This is a genomic window from Bradyrhizobium sp. UFLA05-89 (genome assembly GCF_059803475.1).
Genome location: NZ_JBANBA010000067.1, coordinates 1 through 13,233, shown reverse-complemented (window position 1 = coordinate 13,233; position 13,233 = coordinate 1). Strand labels below are relative to the sequence as shown.

The following is a 13,233-nucleotide window of genomic DNA, read 5'->3' as shown; positions in this document are numbered from 1 at the left end:
TCGCCTTCGGCGAGCCCGATGACAGGCTCCGGCGGGGCATCCAATACGCCGCGGCTTCTCGGTTCAATAACGAACGTCTCAGAGTACTGGATCGCCCGGTCAAGTCGGGCGATGACAGTTCCGTTGTGGTGAGATTCGAAGCCTAAGCCGCCACCACCGCCGGGATCGGCAGTGCGGTGACCGACTTGATCTTCTCCATGGCGAAGCGCGAGGTGACGTTCTTGAGCGGCACGGCGCTGATCAGCTTCTTGTAGAAGACGTCATAGGCCTGCATGTCCGCGACCACGACGCGCAGCATGTAATCGACATCGCCCGCCATGCGGTAGAACTCCATCACCTCGGGCATAGCGCTGACGGCCTCGGCGAATTTCTTCAGCCAGGCCTCCGAATGGTCGGCGCTCTCGACCGACACGAACACCGAAATGCCGAGCCCGATCTTGTTCTGGTCGACCAGCGCCACCCGCTTGAGGATCACCCCATCGGCCTCCAGACGCTGGATGCGCTTCCAGCAAGGCGTGGAGGATAGTCCGACCCGGTCGCCGATCTCGGCAACCGACAGGGAGGCATCTTCCTGGAGGACCATCAGAATCTTGCGGTCGATGGCGTCGAGGCGGCGGTTGGTCTCTGGGAGTTGGACGGCGAGGTCGCTCATTTGAGGAACTTTTTTCCATTTCAGGGGTCGAAACCCCTCATATATAGAAAAATCTTCTAGAGCAAGCTGATATTCAGGCGACAGGGTGCCCGCGCTGGTTAGCTTCCGAGCAAAAGCCCTTCAACTTCAATGCGTTGCGGCGCGGCGAGGCCGCCACCAAAGCGAGTGCATTTCAGCGCGGCCGCGGCCGCGGCGAATCGAAGCGCCTCCCGGGCCTCCACGCCTTCGGCGAGGCGAAGGGCAAACGCGCCATGGAAGACGTCGCCCGCGCCGAGCGTATCCACGGCATGAACCGGAAAGGCCGCCGTCTCCTCCAGCCCACCCCGCTCGTTCAGCCAGATCGTGCCGCGCGGGCCGCGGGTGGCGGCGACGAATGCCGGTGTCAGCCTCGCAAGCGTCTTCAGCGCTCCACCGTCGTCGGCAACACCGGCCGTTTCCTGCAACTGCTCGCTGGCGAACAGGATGTGCGAGGTGACCGCGAAGAGGCCATCGCCTTGCGACATCGCGCGGTCGACGCCGACGATGACGGCTATGCCGCGGCGTCGCGCCTCGGCGCAGAGGGGAAGGGCGAATTCGGCGCAGCGGCTCTCGACCAAAATCGCGTCGCAATCGCCGAGCAGCGCGTCGGCATCAGGCAGCTTCACTGTCCAGAGTTTGGGATCGCGATAGATGACGAGGGTGCGCTCGCCGCTCGCGTCGATCATGATCGCCGAGACCGGCGTCGTCAGGCCCGGCATGCGCACGACGTGTCTGGCATCGATGCCCTCTTGCGCCATGCGCTCGAGGATGAAGCCACTTGAGGTTTCCTGCGCATCACCCATCGGTCCCGCGAAGGCGACGCGGCCGCCGAGCCGCGCGATGGTGATCGCGGCGTTGAGCGCGTTGCCGCCGCAGATCTCCTCCAGATGCGTGGCGTTCGCCTTGCTGCCATGCTCGGGCACGCCTTCCACGCGGAAGGTGAGGTCGCGCACGGGGATGCCGATGCAGAGGATGCGTGGCGCGATCGTTTTGGCGGACATCGGCGGTCGCCGCTATACGCCGTCCTTGCCCTGCAACCAGCGGCCGACCAGATGATGGGCGATGGCGAAGGGGTGCGGGCCGGCAAGCCCGTCCGGATGCGTCCGCGTCAGCATCAGCCGGGCCTCGTCGCGGCTGAACCAGCGCGCGTCCTCCAGCTCCGAGTGGTCGACGGTGATCTCATCGGTCAACGCGCGTGCGCTGCAGCCGATCATCAGTGACGACGGGTAGGGCCAGGGCTGCGTCATGTAATACTGCACATCGGTGCAGCGGATGCCGGATTCCTCGAAGATCTCCCTGCGCACCGCGTCCTCGATGGTCTCGGCCGCCTCGACGAAGCCGGCGAGGCAGGAATACATGCCCGGCGGAAACTGCTTCTGGCGGCCGAGCAGGCACTTGTCGCCGGAGGCGACCAGCATGATCACGACCGGGTCGGTGCGCGGAAAATGCTCGACCTTGCAAGCAGGACACTCGCGCTTCCAGCCGCCTTCCCTCATCGCGCTGCGCGCACCGCAATTGGCACAATAGCCGTGGCGCTGATGCCAGGTGACCATCGACTTCGCCATCGCGATCGCGGACAGCTCCTGCGGCGGAATCGCGCCTTGCATGGCCATGCCGCGCAATTCGGTCACGCTATAGTCCTCACTGCCGATGAGTTTTTCGGCCGCCGCCTGCGGCATGCCCATGCCGAACACCGCAGCGCCATCGCGCAGCCCCAGGAAGATCGTGCCGGGATTGGCGCCGCATTTGGTGGCTTCATCGATCGAGAGCAGGGCGCGGACGCGCTCGCCCTCGCGCTTCACCAGGAGCGAGTCGCGGTAGATCACATAAGCGCGCGACGACGGGTTCTGTTCGAGTGCGAAGAGTTTTTCGTCATTGAGGCGCAGATGCGCGGCGCGATCGAGGACGTTGGTGACGAAGGCCGGCTGCCCCAGCGGAAACGAGTCGAATGCTGACATTATTGTTCTTTCAACCCAATCGTTCTTTCAACCCAACCAGATCTTGCGGCGAAGCGCGCTGATGAAGTTCTGCACCTCTTCGGCGTCATGCGCCAACGGCGGCATCACCCCCCAGACCGGGCGCGGCCAGGCAGCGTCGCTGGTGCGGCGCGCGATGATGTGCACGTGAAGCTGCGGCACGAGGTTGCCAAGCGCTGCGACGTTGAGCTTGTCGCATTTGGTGGTCTCTTTCAGCGCCCGGGAGACGCGCGTGATCTCCGTCATCAATTGCGCCTGCTGGACCTCGTCGAGATCGATGATCTCGACCGCATCCGCACGGCGCGGCACCAGCAACAGCCAGGGGTAATGCGCGTCCTTGATGACCAGCACTTTCGACAACGGCAGGTCGCCGATATCGATGGTGTCCTCTTTCAGGCGGGAGTGCAGCGACCAGGCGGGATCAGGCATGAAAGTGTTTCCGAAAGGCCCGGCGCGATCGGGCGGCGAGGGCAGGAACCCCTGAGTGTTGGCTCCGACCATACGACAGCGATTCCGTTAGGGGAAGGATCGTGCTCCGCGGAGTCCGCATACTCGATCGTCGTCCCGGACAAGCGCAGCGAAGCGGAGCGCAGATCCGGGACCCATAATCCCAGGAAGGAGTCATGGCGCGAGTTGGTAACCCCGAGTCTTCGCCAAACTCAATCCTGTGGTTATGGATCCCGGGTCTGCGCTGACGCTTGCCCGGGACGACGATTGAGTTTGTGGCTGGCGCCGGCGGCCATGCCGACGCTCCTCACGCCTCCGCCAGCACGCGCGCGTTGGCGCGGACTGAGGCTTCGCTGACGCGGATGCCAAGCCCCGGACCATCGGGCACGACGACATGGCCGCCTCGGTTCGGGATGCGCTCCTCCAGGACGTCCTCGGTCAGTACGTGGTGCGGCATGTAGAATTCGCAGCCAAGCGAGATGCCGGGCGTTGCCGCGATGAGCTGCGTGGCGGCGGCGAGCCCGATGCCGCCTTCCCACAGCGTGCCGCCATAGCCGGGCAGCCCGGCGACATCGGCGATCGCCATGATGGCTTGCGCCTCGAACAGGCCGCCGGCCTTCATCAGCTTGATGGACACGGCGTCAGCAGCTTGCCGGCGCACCACGTCCATCATGTCGCGGCGCTCGAAGCAGCTCTCGTCGGCGAGCACGGGTGTCTCCAGCTCCGCTGTGAGCTGTGCCATGACGTCGAGATATCTACGCGGCACGGGCTGCTCGATGAAGGTCGGCGAAAATTGCTCGATATCGCGCAGGATCTTGATGGCGCCGAACGGCGCCAAGGCCTGGTTGTAGTCGACGCGAAGATCGACCTTGTCGCCGAACTCCTTGCGGATCGCCGCGAGGTGATCGAGGTCCTCGCGATGCGGCTTCACGCCGGTCTTGACCTTGTAGATGACGTTGCCGTCCGGAACCATTTTGCGCATGCGCTCGAGGTCGGCGGCGAAATCGGGATCGGCGATCGAAAAGGAGAGGGGGATCGAGTCGCGCACACGGCCGCCGAGCAGATCGGCGACCGAAAGTCCCGCCGATTTGCCGACGATGTCGAGCAGCGCCATCTCGATTGCGACTTTTGCTTCGGCATGTCCAACCAGCGCGCGCTCGAGTTCCGCCATCAGCGCGCGGATGCGGCGCACCGGCTTGCCGAGCAGGATCGGACGCAAGTAGATGTCGAGCGCGGAGAACGCCGCCTCCGGCGTTCCCGTAAACACCTCCCACGGCGCCGCTTCGCCCCAGCCGACCACACCGTCGCTCGCGGTGAGCTCGAGCAGCACGCGCTTCACTGTGCCCTTGACGTTGCCGACGCCCTGAAGCCGCGCCATCTTGATCGGGCTTTCGATCAGGAACAGCCTAAGACGCTCGACGGTCGCTTCGGTCATGTCAGGCCTCCATTGACGTGCCAGACCTGGCCGGTGACATAGGATGCCTTCGGTGACGCCAGGAAGGCGATGATCTCGGCCACTTCCTCCGGCCGTCCGCGACGGCGCATCGGGATCAATGCTTCTGTTGCGGCGATCTGCTCGGGTGAAAGTCGGCTCTCGCTCGGCTTGTCCTTGACGATGAGGCCCGGCGCAACCGCGTTGACAGTGATGCCGTCGCCGGCGAGCTCGACCGCGGTGAGCCGTACCAGGGCTTCCAGTGCAGCGCGGCTCGCGGCCGTTGCCGCGAAGGGCGCGAAATCAGGGCGGATTGCGTGTGCGACGAAGGACGACACCGCGACAATCCGCGCATCGCGGCCTGCACGCAGGAGCGGAAGCGCGGCCTTGACGAAACGTGTGAAGGCGAGGGCGGATTCGTCCATAGCCTGCAGGAATTGATCTGCGGGCGTGCCGATCGGACTGCCGCGGCGGGCGTGGCCTCCAACCAGGATCAATCCGTCAAGCCGGTCAAAATTGAGATGCGCAGTCGCACATGCAAGCGTCACAGCCACTTCATTGGCGAGATCGCCGAGACATGTTGCAACGGCCGCACCGCATGCTTCGGCGTCCGCCGCGCTCGCCCTAAGTCCGTCCTCGTTCGCGCGCGTATGCAGAACGAGCCCAATGCCGGGCGCGGCGAGCAGCTTTGCCGTGGCGCGGCCGATACCGCTGGCGGCACCGGTGACGAGATAGACGCGATCGATATCTGACATCAGGATGCTGTGGTGGCCGGCGGCAACGCGCCGGTGCGGTGGAAATGGCTGAGGAAGGCGCGCGTCGCGGCCTCGCGCGGGCTGTCGATCACCTGCCGCGCCGGGCCGTCCTCGACCACGACGCCGCCGCGCATGAACACCACGCGGCCCGCGACCTCGCGGGCAAAGGCGATCTCATGCGTCACGATCACCATGGTCATGCCTTCGGAAGCGAGCTGCTGCATCACGCCCAGCACCTCGCCGACGAGCTCTGGATCGAGCGCGGAGGTCGCTTCATCGAACAGCATCACGTCCGGCTCCATCGCGAGCGCCCGCGCGATAGCGACGCGCTGCTTCTGTCCGCCCGAGAGTGTCGCCGGATATTGATCGGCCTTTTCCAGAAGCCCGACCTTTGCCAGTTGCGCTCGCGCCAATTTCTCGGCGCCTGCCTTCGGCATGCGGCGCACCGTGACGGGCCCCTCCATGACGTTCTGGAGGGTCGTCATGTGCGGGAAGAGATTAAAATGCTGGAACACCATGCCGGTGGTGGCGCGGAATTTTGCCAACGTCTTCACATCAGGCAGCTTCGCGCCTTCACCGAATGCGAAACGCGTCTCGCCGACACGGACGCTGCCGCCATCGGGCACGACCAGCAGGTTGATGCAGCGGAGCAGCGTCGACTTGCCGGAGCCCGACGGCCCGATCAGCGCGACCACGCCGCCCTTGGCGACGTCGAGGTTGATGTTTTTCAGCACCTCGTTGCTGCCGAAGCTTTTGCGCAAGCCGCGGATCTCGATCTTGCAAGTATCCTTGCAAGTATCTTTGGACGTATCGCTCATTCGCTGACCGCCAGACGCTTCTCGCCCCGCCGCACGATGATGGTCAGGGGAATCAGGATCGCGGCATAGGCGAGCGCCACCGCGGTGTAGGTCTCGAGCGGCCGGTAGCTGTCATGCGCGGCGACCTGGCTCTGATAGACGAGGTCGGGCACCGCGAGCACCGAGACCAGCGAGGTGTTCTTGAACTGGATGATCGACTGGTTCATCAGCGCCGGGATCATGCGCTTGATCGCCTGGGGCAGGACGATGCGCATCATGGCCTGGCGCGGCGTCATGCCGAGCGCGGCGCCTGCTTCGGACTGGCCGCTGTCGATCGAGACGATGCCGCCGCGGATGATTTCCGAATAGAACGAGCCGCCATAGAGCGACAGTGCCAGCGCCGAAGCCGTGATCGGCGTCATCTCGACGCCGGCGAGGATCGGCAGCGCGTAATAGAACCAGATCAGCTGCACCAGGATCGGCGTGCAGCGGAACGCCTCGACGAAGGTCAGCGCAATGCCGCGCAGCCAGCCAAAGCGCGACAGCATCGCGAGCGCGGCGATGAGGCCGAACAGCAGCCCGAGCAGCACGATGACCACGGTGAAGCCGACGGTGACGCCGAGCCCGTTCAGGAAGAGCCAGCGATAGCCCCAGAGGATGCCGAAGTCCCACTGATACATGTTGCGCTACTCAGCCGTCGAAAGCTTGGAATACTGGCGCCGCAGTCTCGCTGCACCTCTCCCGCTTGCGGGAGAGGTCGGCGCGAAGCGCCGGGTGAGGGCTCTCTCCTCATCGGGGTTCTTCATTGTGGAAATACCCTCTCCCCAACCCTCTCCCGCAAGCGGGAGAGGGAGCGCAGCAGAGTGTGCGGATCGAACTCGAGCCAATCTCACCACACTACAACGTCACGCCCGGCGGAATGTCCGCTTCCGTCACCCCCACGAGCTCCATGTTGGTGAGGATCGCGGTGCGGATGAAGCCGAGGCCCTTGTTGAAGTCGATCCAGGTGTTGACGTAGTCGCGCCAGGTCTTGTCGGTCTCGCGGCGGAAGCCGGCGTTCGAGGTGGTGGCGAAGATCGGCGTCGGCAGCACGAACTGACCGAGCGAGGGATTCTTCTTCAACACCGTGAGCGAGAGCATGGTGATCAGGCACTGCGCGTCGACGCGGCCGGTCTGCAGCGCGGCGGTGGCGTCATCCGCCGTCTTCAGGCGCGAGATCTGCGCCTTCGGGATCAGGCGGCTGACGACCTGGTCGTGCGAGGAGCCCTGGTCGACGGCGATCTTGATGTCGGGCGAATTCAGCTCGGCCCAGGTCTTCGGCTTGAAATCCTTTTTCGCGAGGAAGCCGAAGGCGTTGTTGAAGACGGGAATCGAGAAATCGACCACCAGCGCGCGCTTCGGCGTCGGGTTGAGGCCGAAGAAGATGTCGATCTTGTTGGACTGCAGATCGAGCACCGAATTGCCCCAGGTCGTCTCGGTGATCTCGAGCTCGGCTTCCATGTCGTCGGCGAGCGCTTTCGCGATGTCGACGTAAAAACCCTTCCACTGGCCGCTGGCGAGGTCCTTCATGTAGTAGGGCGCACCGCCATTGACTGCGCCGATCCGCATCTTCTTGGTGCGGCGGATGCGCGCGAAGGTGGATTCGCTGGGATCGGGGGCCGTCTGCGCCACCGCCGGGGATGCGACCGCGCCTGCCGCCATTGCCGCGCCGACCGCGCCCAGCCCGACAATCGATGCAACATCACGACGTGTAACCATTTTTGTTATCGCTTTTCTGATTGGGTGAAGTTCCGGCAGCGTTCTTACCAAGGCGGCACTGTCAGCGAAAGCACAGCCTCTTGGCGCTTTGGGCGGGGATTTGCCCGGATGCTGGGCAGGCTGATACCGACCCGATACCCGCTTGCTTTCCGGCCCTTTTGGCCCCAAATAGGGACCGGGAGATTGGCGGTGGACGAGCCACTCGCCAACCGGGTCAGGTCCGGAAGGAAGCAGCCCTAACGAGGTCCGGATCGGGTCGCTCGTCAGTCTCCTACCTGTTTTTCGAGCGAATTGCGCCGGCGGGACTCCCCGCCAGCGCGCTCCTTTCCGCAAAAGCCGGCCGAGAGAGATTTCATTGCGGATCGACCGATGACCGACGCTGGCGCCCCCACCGATCCTGACAGCGCCAGCCAGGCTGGCTTTGCGCTCGGCGCCCAGCCGGGAACGCCGTACCGGGTGCTGGCGCGCAAATACCGTCCCTCCAGCTTTGACGATCTGATCGGCCAGGAGGCCGTGGTCCGCACCGTCTCCAATGCGTTCGAAACCGGGCGTATTCCGCAGGCCTGGATCCTCACCGGCGTCCGCGGCGTCGGCAAGACCACCACCGCGCGCATCCTCGCCCGCGCGCTCAACTACGAGATGCCAGACGGCTCGGTGAAGGGCCCGACCATCCACATGCCGACGCTCGGCGTGCATTGCCAGGCCATCATGGAAAGCCGGCACATGGACGTGCTGGAGATGGACGCCGCGTCGCACACCGGCGTTGATGACGTCCGCCAGATCAACGACAGCGTGCGCTATGCGCCGGCCAGCGCCCGCTACAAGGTCTACATCATCGACGAAGTCCACATGCTGTCGACGGCGGCGTTCAACGCCTTCCTGAAGACGCTGGAGGAGCCGCCGGAGCACGCCAAGTTCGTGTTCGCGACCACCGAGATCCGCAAGGTTCCGGTCACGGTGCTGTCGCGCTGTCAGCGCTTCGACCTGCGCCGGGTCGAGGCCGACGTGCTGATGAAGCACCTTGCCAACATCGCCGCGAAGGAAGGCGTCGAGATCGAGCCGGAGGCGCTCGGCATCATCGCCCGCGCGGCGGAAGGTTCCGTGCGCGATTCGCTGTCGCTGCTCGACCAGGCGATCGCGCATGCGGCCGGCCAGGTGAAGGCCGACGCCGTGCGGCAGATGCTGGGGCTTGCCGACCGCACCCGCGTCATCGACCTCTTCGATTCGCTGGTCCGCGCCGACATCGCGTCAGCCTTCAAGGAGTTCCGCGACCAGTACGACACCGGTGCCGATCCGATCGTCGTGCTCTCGGATCTCGCCGAGTTCGTCAACTTCGTCACCCGCGTCAAGATCGTGCCGGCCACCGCCGACAACGTCGCCTATGGCGAGACCGAGCGGCTGCGCGCGCGCGACTTTGCGTCGAAGATCTCGATGCGCGTCTTGTCGCGGATGTGGCAGATGCTGCTCAAGGGCATCACCGAGGTGCAGGCCGCAACGCGCCCGGCAGCCGCCGCGGAGATGGTGCTGGTCCGCATCGCCTATGTCGCCGACCTGCCGACGCCGGACGAAGCGATCAGGATGCTGGAACAGAACGGTGGTGGTTCGCCGATCGTGAGCGGCGGAAGCGCTGCGCGCAGTACGCCGACCGCGCCGGTTGCCTCGGCGGCGCCGGTGCGCGCGCCGTCGTCGCCGTCCTCGTTCGGTGGTGGTGCGCGGCCGCAAATGGCAGCGCCCGCGCCGGAGACTCAGGGCTCGGCGCCCGCGCTGCGTATCACGAGCTTTACCCAGCTCGTCGCGCTCGCCGGCCAGAAGCGCGACCTCATGACCAAGGGCGCGCTCGAAGCCGATATGCGCCTCGTCCGTTTCGAGGAGGGCCGGCTGGAGGTTGCGCTCGAGCCCAACGCCTCCAAGACCATGATTTCCGAGCTGGCGCGCAAATTCGAGCTCTGGACCGGTCGCCGCTGGACGGTGATCGTGTCCAACGAGCAGGGCCAGCCGACGCTGCGCTCGGTCAACCAGGCCGCCAAGCAGGAGCACGCGCGGACCGCCGAGGCCGATCCACGGGTGCAGGAGGTGCTGTCGCGCTTCCCCGGCGCCAAGGTGGTCGAGGTCCGCAGGCTTGCCCCCGAGACGCCGGAATCCAATATTAACGCCGACTATGGCAGTGACGATCCGCCCGACGGTTCCGACGGCGACGACGATCTCTGAGCCTATCTTTCCAAGGACGAACACCCATGGCTGATTTTCTCGGCATGATGAAGCAGGCGGCGCAGCTGCAATCCAAGATGCAGGCGATGCAGGACGAGCTCGGCAATGTCGAGGTCGAGGGCATATCCGGCGGCGGCCTGGTTGCGGTGCGCATGACCGCGAAGATGGACGTCAAGGGCGTCAGGATCGATCCCTCGCTGATGAAGGCCGAGGAGCGCGAGGTGCTGGAGGATCTGCTCGTCACCGCATTGGGCGATGCGCGCCGCAAGGCGGAAGCCGCCATGCAGGAGAAGATGCAGGCGCTCACCGGCGGACTCGGCCTGCCGCCGGGCCTGTTCGGCCAGTGACATGGGAGCCGTTGCCGGTCCCGAGATCGAACGCCTGATCCAGCTTCTGGCGCGGCTGCCCGGTTTGGGGCCGCGCTCGGCGCGGCGCGCCGCGCTGCATCTGATCAAGAAGCGCGAAGCGCTGATGATGCCACTCTCCGCCGCCTTGCAGGTCGCGCTCGACAAGGTCCAGGTGTGCAAGACCTGCGGCAATATCGATACGCAAATTCCCTGCACGGTCTGCACCGACCCGCGGCGCGATGGCGCCATCATCGTCGTGGTCGCCGACGTCGCCGATCTCTGGGCGCTGGAGCGGGCCAATGCGACGCAAGGGCGCTATCACGTGCTTGGCGCGACATTGTCGCCGCTCGACGGCGTCGGACCGCAGGACCTCACCATCGACGCGCTGGTCGCCCGCGCGCATGATCCGCAGGTACACGAGATCATCTTGGCGCTGAACGCGACGGTGGACGGCCAGACCACGGCGCATTACATCACTGACCTGCTCCAGGACGCCAACGTCAAGGTGACGCGGCTCGCCCATGGCGTGCCGGTTGGCGGAGAACTTGATTATCTCGATGAAGGTACGCTATCGGCAGCAATGCGGCAGCGGACCCTGTTCTAGCTATTCCCTTAAGACGACGGAACGGACGACATGACGAAACGATTCGCCAGACGGTTGGCTTTGGTCGCGACGATGATGACGCTGGTGACGCCGGCCGTCTCCGCGCAACAGGAGGATGAGGCGCCCCCGCCGTCAAAGCCCGGCAAGCCGATCAGCAACGGCGAGGTGCTCTCCGGCGAGCTGAACACCATGCGCGTGCGCGACGTCAAGAATGGCAAGAAGGTTGCGACCTACCAGATCACGTCCGAGCCACGCCGCCTGCCGGCGCCGAGCGGGTTGTGCAATCTCGAGACCGGTCCCGAGACATTCCAGCTCGTCACCTCCAGTGACGCGCAGGCCACGCAGCTGAAATCATTCGTCGGCAAGGAAATTTCCGTGAAGGTCGACGAAGTCACCTGCGCCAGCGATCCCGGCCAGATGAGCGAAGCCGTGATCACGAAGTGGAGCCTGGTGAAGAAGTAGTTGGGGGCGGCTCGCCGCGAAGGCAGCTGCCGTAGGGTGGGCAAAGGCGCGCTTGCGCCGTGCCCACCATCTTTGCACGATTGCAACAGAAGAGGTGGGCACGCTCAGCTTTGCCCACCCTACGGCGGCCACCGCAGCGCTACACCCTGACCGGCCCCAGCGTCTCGAAATGTCCGCGCTTCTGCAAATATGCGAGCAGGATCAGGCTCGGCACCGCGACCACCACGCAGATCATGAAGAACAGCGGCCATCCCGTCATCTTCGCCACGAAGCCGGCGCCTGACGACAGATAGGTGCGCCCGACCGCGGCCAGCGCGGTGAGCAGCGCATATTGCGTCGCCGTGTGCAGCGGGTTCTGGCACAGCGCGGAGAGATAGGCGACGAAGATCACGGTGCCGATGGCGCTGGTGAAGTTCTCGCAGGTGATCGCAAAGGCGAGCGCCCATTGGTTGGTGCCGACCAGCGCAAGCCATGAGAAGGACAGGTTGGCAATCGCCTGCACCACGCCGCCGATCCACAGGCTCGTTGCCAGCGAATAGCGCCGCGCGACGAAACCGCCGGCAAAACCGCCGATCAGAGTCGCGGCAAGGCCGACGCCCTTCACGATCGCGGCATAGTCGTTGCGGGAGAAGCCGAGGTCGATCACGAACGGGGCCGTCATGGTGCCGGAGAATGCATCGGTGAACTTGAACAGCACCACGAAAGCGAGCGCAGCGAACGCATCCTTGCGCGACAGAAATTCCGAGAAGGCGCCGATCGCGGCGTGCAGGACGCGCGCGAATGCCGTCTCGGTCTGCGTTGCGGCCTCCGCCTTTGCCGATTGTGCGGGCTCAGTGGCGAGCAGCGCGGTGATCGTGCCGATCAGCACCATCGCCGCCATCACCACATAGCCCCACATCCACGCGGACGGCTTCGGAATGCCGGTGCTTTCGAAGCCGGATACGATGAACAGCGCGCCTGCGGTCGAGACCAGCATGCCGATGCGATAGGCCGCCACATAGGACGCCATGCCGGCCGCCTGCTCGCTCTCGGGCAGGCTCTCGACGCGGAAGGCGTCGACCACGATGTCCTGTGTCGAGGACGTCGTTGCCACCAGCAAGGCGCCGAGCGCGACGAAGAACGGCGAGCGCGCAGGATCGGTCAGCGCCAGCAGCAGGATCGAGATGATCAGCAAGAGCTGCGAGAACAGCAGCCAGCCGCGGCGGCGCCCGAAGGCGCGGGTGAACAGCGGCACATGCAGCGCATCCACCAGCGGTGCCCAGATAAACTTCAGCGTATAGGGCGTGCCGACCAGCGCAAACAGCCCGATGGTCCCGAGATCGACGCCGGACTCCCGCATCCACACCAGCAGCGTCGAGCCCGACAGCGCCAGCGGCAGGCCGGAGGAGAAGCCGAGAAACAGCACGATCAGCACCCGCGGCTGCAGGTACACGGCCAGGCTCTCGCGCCAGGAAGTGGCGGGAGCATCGGTAGTCGCGGGAGCGGTTCCGGAAGTCGCGTCAGGTGCGGTCATGGAGGGGTGTTAGCAGATTCTGACGGCCACAAGTGAGGTGTCGTCGCCCGGCTTGACCGGGCGACCCAGTATTCCAGAGACCGCAGTTATGGAGGACCAGCGATCCCCGGGTAGAGATCGTTCCAGTCGGGATTGTCCTTTTCGATCAGCGCGATCTTCCATGCGCGCTTCCATTTCTTGAGGCGCTTCTCCCGCTTGATCGCATTCTCGGGATCATCGAACTGCTCGAAATAGACCAGCTTCAGGACGTCGTATTCCTTCGTA

At 65.0% G+C, this 13,233-nt stretch carries 15 protein-coding genes and 1 other RNA gene; 5 read left to right on the top strand and 11 right to left on the bottom strand.

The features are described from left to right. Positions 1-142 precede the first annotated feature (142 nt). The 9 genes from SO139_RS28705 to SO139_RS28665 form a co-directional block, all read right to left on the bottom strand. Complete coding sequence (locus tag SO139_RS28705) at positions 143-652, bottom strand: Lrp/AsnC family transcriptional regulator (protein ID WP_027520825.1); 510 nt, start codon at positions 650-652, stop codon at positions 143-145. A gap of 98 nt (positions 653-750) precedes the next feature. Continuing rightward, positions 751-1,671: a sugar kinase gene (locus SO139_RS28700; RefSeq protein ID WP_449378234.1), complete on the bottom strand. Its 921-nt coding sequence runs from the start codon at positions 1,669-1,671 to the stop codon at positions 751-753. Positions 1,672-1,683: 12 nt separating this feature from the next. Continuing rightward, the gene (nudC, locus tag SO139_RS28695) at positions 1,684-2,628 is read right to left on the bottom strand and encodes an NAD(+) diphosphatase (RefSeq protein WP_449378233.1); all 945 of its coding nucleotides are present in this window, start codon (positions 2,626-2,628) and stop codon (positions 1,684-1,686) included. A gap of 27 nt (positions 2,629-2,655) precedes the next feature. Further along, positions 2,656-3,075: an HIT domain-containing protein gene (locus tag SO139_RS28690; protein ID WP_449378232.1), complete on the bottom strand. Its 420-nt coding sequence runs from the start codon at positions 3,073-3,075 to the stop codon at positions 2,656-2,658. Positions 3,076-3,400: 325 nt separating this feature from the next. Beyond that, positions 3,401-4,528 (bottom strand): muconate cycloisomerase family protein, encoded by a 1,128-nt coding sequence (locus tag SO139_RS28685; protein WP_449378231.1) that lies wholly within the window; start codon positions 4,526-4,528, stop codon positions 3,401-3,403. Further along, the gene (locus SO139_RS28680; protein ID WP_449378230.1) at positions 4,525-5,280 is read right to left on the bottom strand and encodes an SDR family NAD(P)-dependent oxidoreductase; all 756 of its coding nucleotides are present in this window, start codon (positions 5,278-5,280) and stop codon (positions 4,525-4,527) included. Before SO139_RS28680 ends, SO139_RS28685 begins: the two co-directional genes overlap by 4 nt. After that, the gene (locus SO139_RS28675; protein ID WP_449378229.1) at positions 5,280-6,098 is read right to left on the bottom strand and encodes an amino acid ABC transporter ATP-binding protein; all 819 of its coding nucleotides are present in this window, start codon (positions 6,096-6,098) and stop codon (positions 5,280-5,282) included. Before SO139_RS28675 ends, SO139_RS28680 begins: the two co-directional genes overlap by 1 nt. Next, a complete protein-coding gene (locus SO139_RS28670) occupies positions 6,095-6,757 on the bottom strand; it encodes an amino acid ABC transporter permease (RefSeq protein WP_254110009.1) in 663 nt (220 codons plus the stop codon). The genes SO139_RS28675 and SO139_RS28670 overlap by 4 nt, the downstream gene beginning before the upstream one ends. Positions 6,758-6,974: 217 nt before the next feature. Next, positions 6,975-7,835 (bottom strand): transporter substrate-binding domain-containing protein, encoded by an 861-nt coding sequence (locus tag SO139_RS28665; RefSeq protein WP_449378228.1) that lies wholly within the window; start codon positions 7,833-7,835, stop codon positions 6,975-6,977. 178 nt (positions 7,836-8,013) lie between these two features. On the opposite strand from SO139_RS28665, the gene ffs reads away from it, so the two are divergent. The 5 genes from ffs (at position 8,014) to SO139_RS28640 (ending at position 11,456) form a co-directional block, all read left to right on the top strand. Beyond that, positions 8,014-8,110, top strand: an RNA gene (ffs, locus tag SO139_RS28660) — signal recognition particle sRNA small type. Between the two features lie 94 nt (positions 8,111-8,204). After that, positions 8,205-10,043: a DNA polymerase III subunit gamma/tau gene (locus tag SO139_RS28655; protein WP_449378227.1), complete on the top strand. Its 1,839-nt coding sequence runs from the start codon at positions 8,205-8,207 to the stop codon at positions 10,041-10,043. 26 nt (positions 10,044-10,069) lie between these two features. Continuing rightward, on the top strand, positions 10,070-10,390 hold the full coding sequence (locus tag SO139_RS28650; RefSeq protein ID WP_449378226.1) for a YbaB/EbfC family nucleoid-associated protein: 321 nt from the start codon (positions 10,070-10,072) through the stop codon (positions 10,388-10,390). Between the two features lies 1 nt (position 10,391). Next, positions 10,392-10,994: a recombination mediator RecR gene (gene recR, locus SO139_RS28645; protein ID WP_498541038.1), complete on the top strand. Its 603-nt coding sequence runs from the start codon at positions 10,392-10,394 to the stop codon at positions 10,992-10,994. Positions 10,995-11,024: 30 nt separating this feature from the next. Next, positions 11,025-11,456 (top strand): hypothetical protein, encoded by a 432-nt coding sequence (locus tag SO139_RS28640; protein ID WP_449378225.1) that lies wholly within the window; start codon positions 11,025-11,027, stop codon positions 11,454-11,456. Positions 11,457-11,595: 139 nt separating this feature from the next. Here SO139_RS28640 and SO139_RS28635 read toward each other — a convergent pair whose 3' ends face one another. Together SO139_RS28635 and SO139_RS28630 are read right to left on the bottom strand one after the other, a co-directional pair. After that, on the bottom strand, positions 11,596-12,969 hold the full coding sequence (locus SO139_RS28635) for an AmpG family muropeptide MFS transporter (RefSeq protein WP_449378224.1): 1,374 nt from the start codon (positions 12,967-12,969) through the stop codon (positions 11,596-11,598). Between the two features lie 86 nt (positions 12,970-13,055). Further along, the coding region (locus tag SO139_RS28630) for a GIY-YIG nuclease family protein (RefSeq protein WP_498541044.1) at positions 13,056-13,233 on the bottom strand (178 nt) is incomplete at its 5' end.

What these genes read in the sequence shown, in the direction of transcription:
- SO139_RS28705 (WP_027520825.1), bottom strand. Translation starts at nt 652, where the DNA reads ATGAGCGACCTCGCCGTCCAACTCCCAGAGACCAACCGCCGCCTCGAC.
- SO139_RS28700 (WP_449378234.1), bottom strand. Translation starts at nt 1,671, where the DNA reads ATGTCCGCCAAAACGATCGCGCCACGCATCCTCTGCATCGGCATCCCC.
- nudC (WP_449378233.1), bottom strand. Translation starts at nt 2,628, where the DNA reads ATGTCAGCATTCGACTCGTTTCCGCTGGGGCAGCCGGCCTTCGTCACC.
- SO139_RS28690 (WP_449378232.1), bottom strand. Translation starts at nt 3,075, where the DNA reads ATGCCTGATCCCGCCTGGTCGCTGCACTCCCGCCTGAAAGAGGACACC.
- SO139_RS28685 (WP_449378231.1), bottom strand. Translation starts at nt 4,528, where the DNA reads ATGACCGAAGCGACCGTCGAGCGTCTTAGGCTGTTCCTGATCGAAAGC.
- SO139_RS28680 (WP_449378230.1), bottom strand. Translation starts at nt 5,280, where the DNA reads ATGTCAGATATCGATCGCGTCTATCTCGTCACCGGTGCCGCCAGCGGT.
- SO139_RS28675 (WP_449378229.1), bottom strand. Translation starts at nt 6,098, where the DNA reads ATGAGCGATACGTCCAAAGATACTTGCAAGGATACTTGCAAGATCGAG.
- SO139_RS28670 (WP_254110009.1), bottom strand. Translation starts at nt 6,757, where the DNA reads ATGTATCAGTGGGACTTCGGCATCCTCTGGGGCTATCGCTGGCTCTTC.
- SO139_RS28665 (WP_449378228.1), bottom strand. Translation starts at nt 7,835, where the DNA reads ATGGTTACACGTCGTGATGTTGCATCGATTGTCGGGCTGGGCGCGGTC.
- SO139_RS28655 (WP_449378227.1), top strand. Translation starts at nt 8,205, where the DNA reads ATGACCGACGCTGGCGCCCCCACCGATCCTGACAGCGCCAGCCAGGCT.
- SO139_RS28650 (WP_449378226.1), top strand. Translation starts at nt 10,070, where the DNA reads ATGGCTGATTTTCTCGGCATGATGAAGCAGGCGGCGCAGCTGCAATCC.
- recR (WP_498541038.1), top strand. Translation starts at nt 10,392, where the DNA reads ATGGGAGCCGTTGCCGGTCCCGAGATCGAACGCCTGATCCAGCTTCTG.
- SO139_RS28640 (WP_449378225.1), top strand. Translation starts at nt 11,025, where the DNA reads ATGACGAAACGATTCGCCAGACGGTTGGCTTTGGTCGCGACGATGATG.
- SO139_RS28635 (WP_449378224.1), bottom strand. Translation starts at nt 12,969, where the DNA reads ATGACCGCACCTGACGCGACTTCCGGAACCGCTCCCGCGACTACCGAT.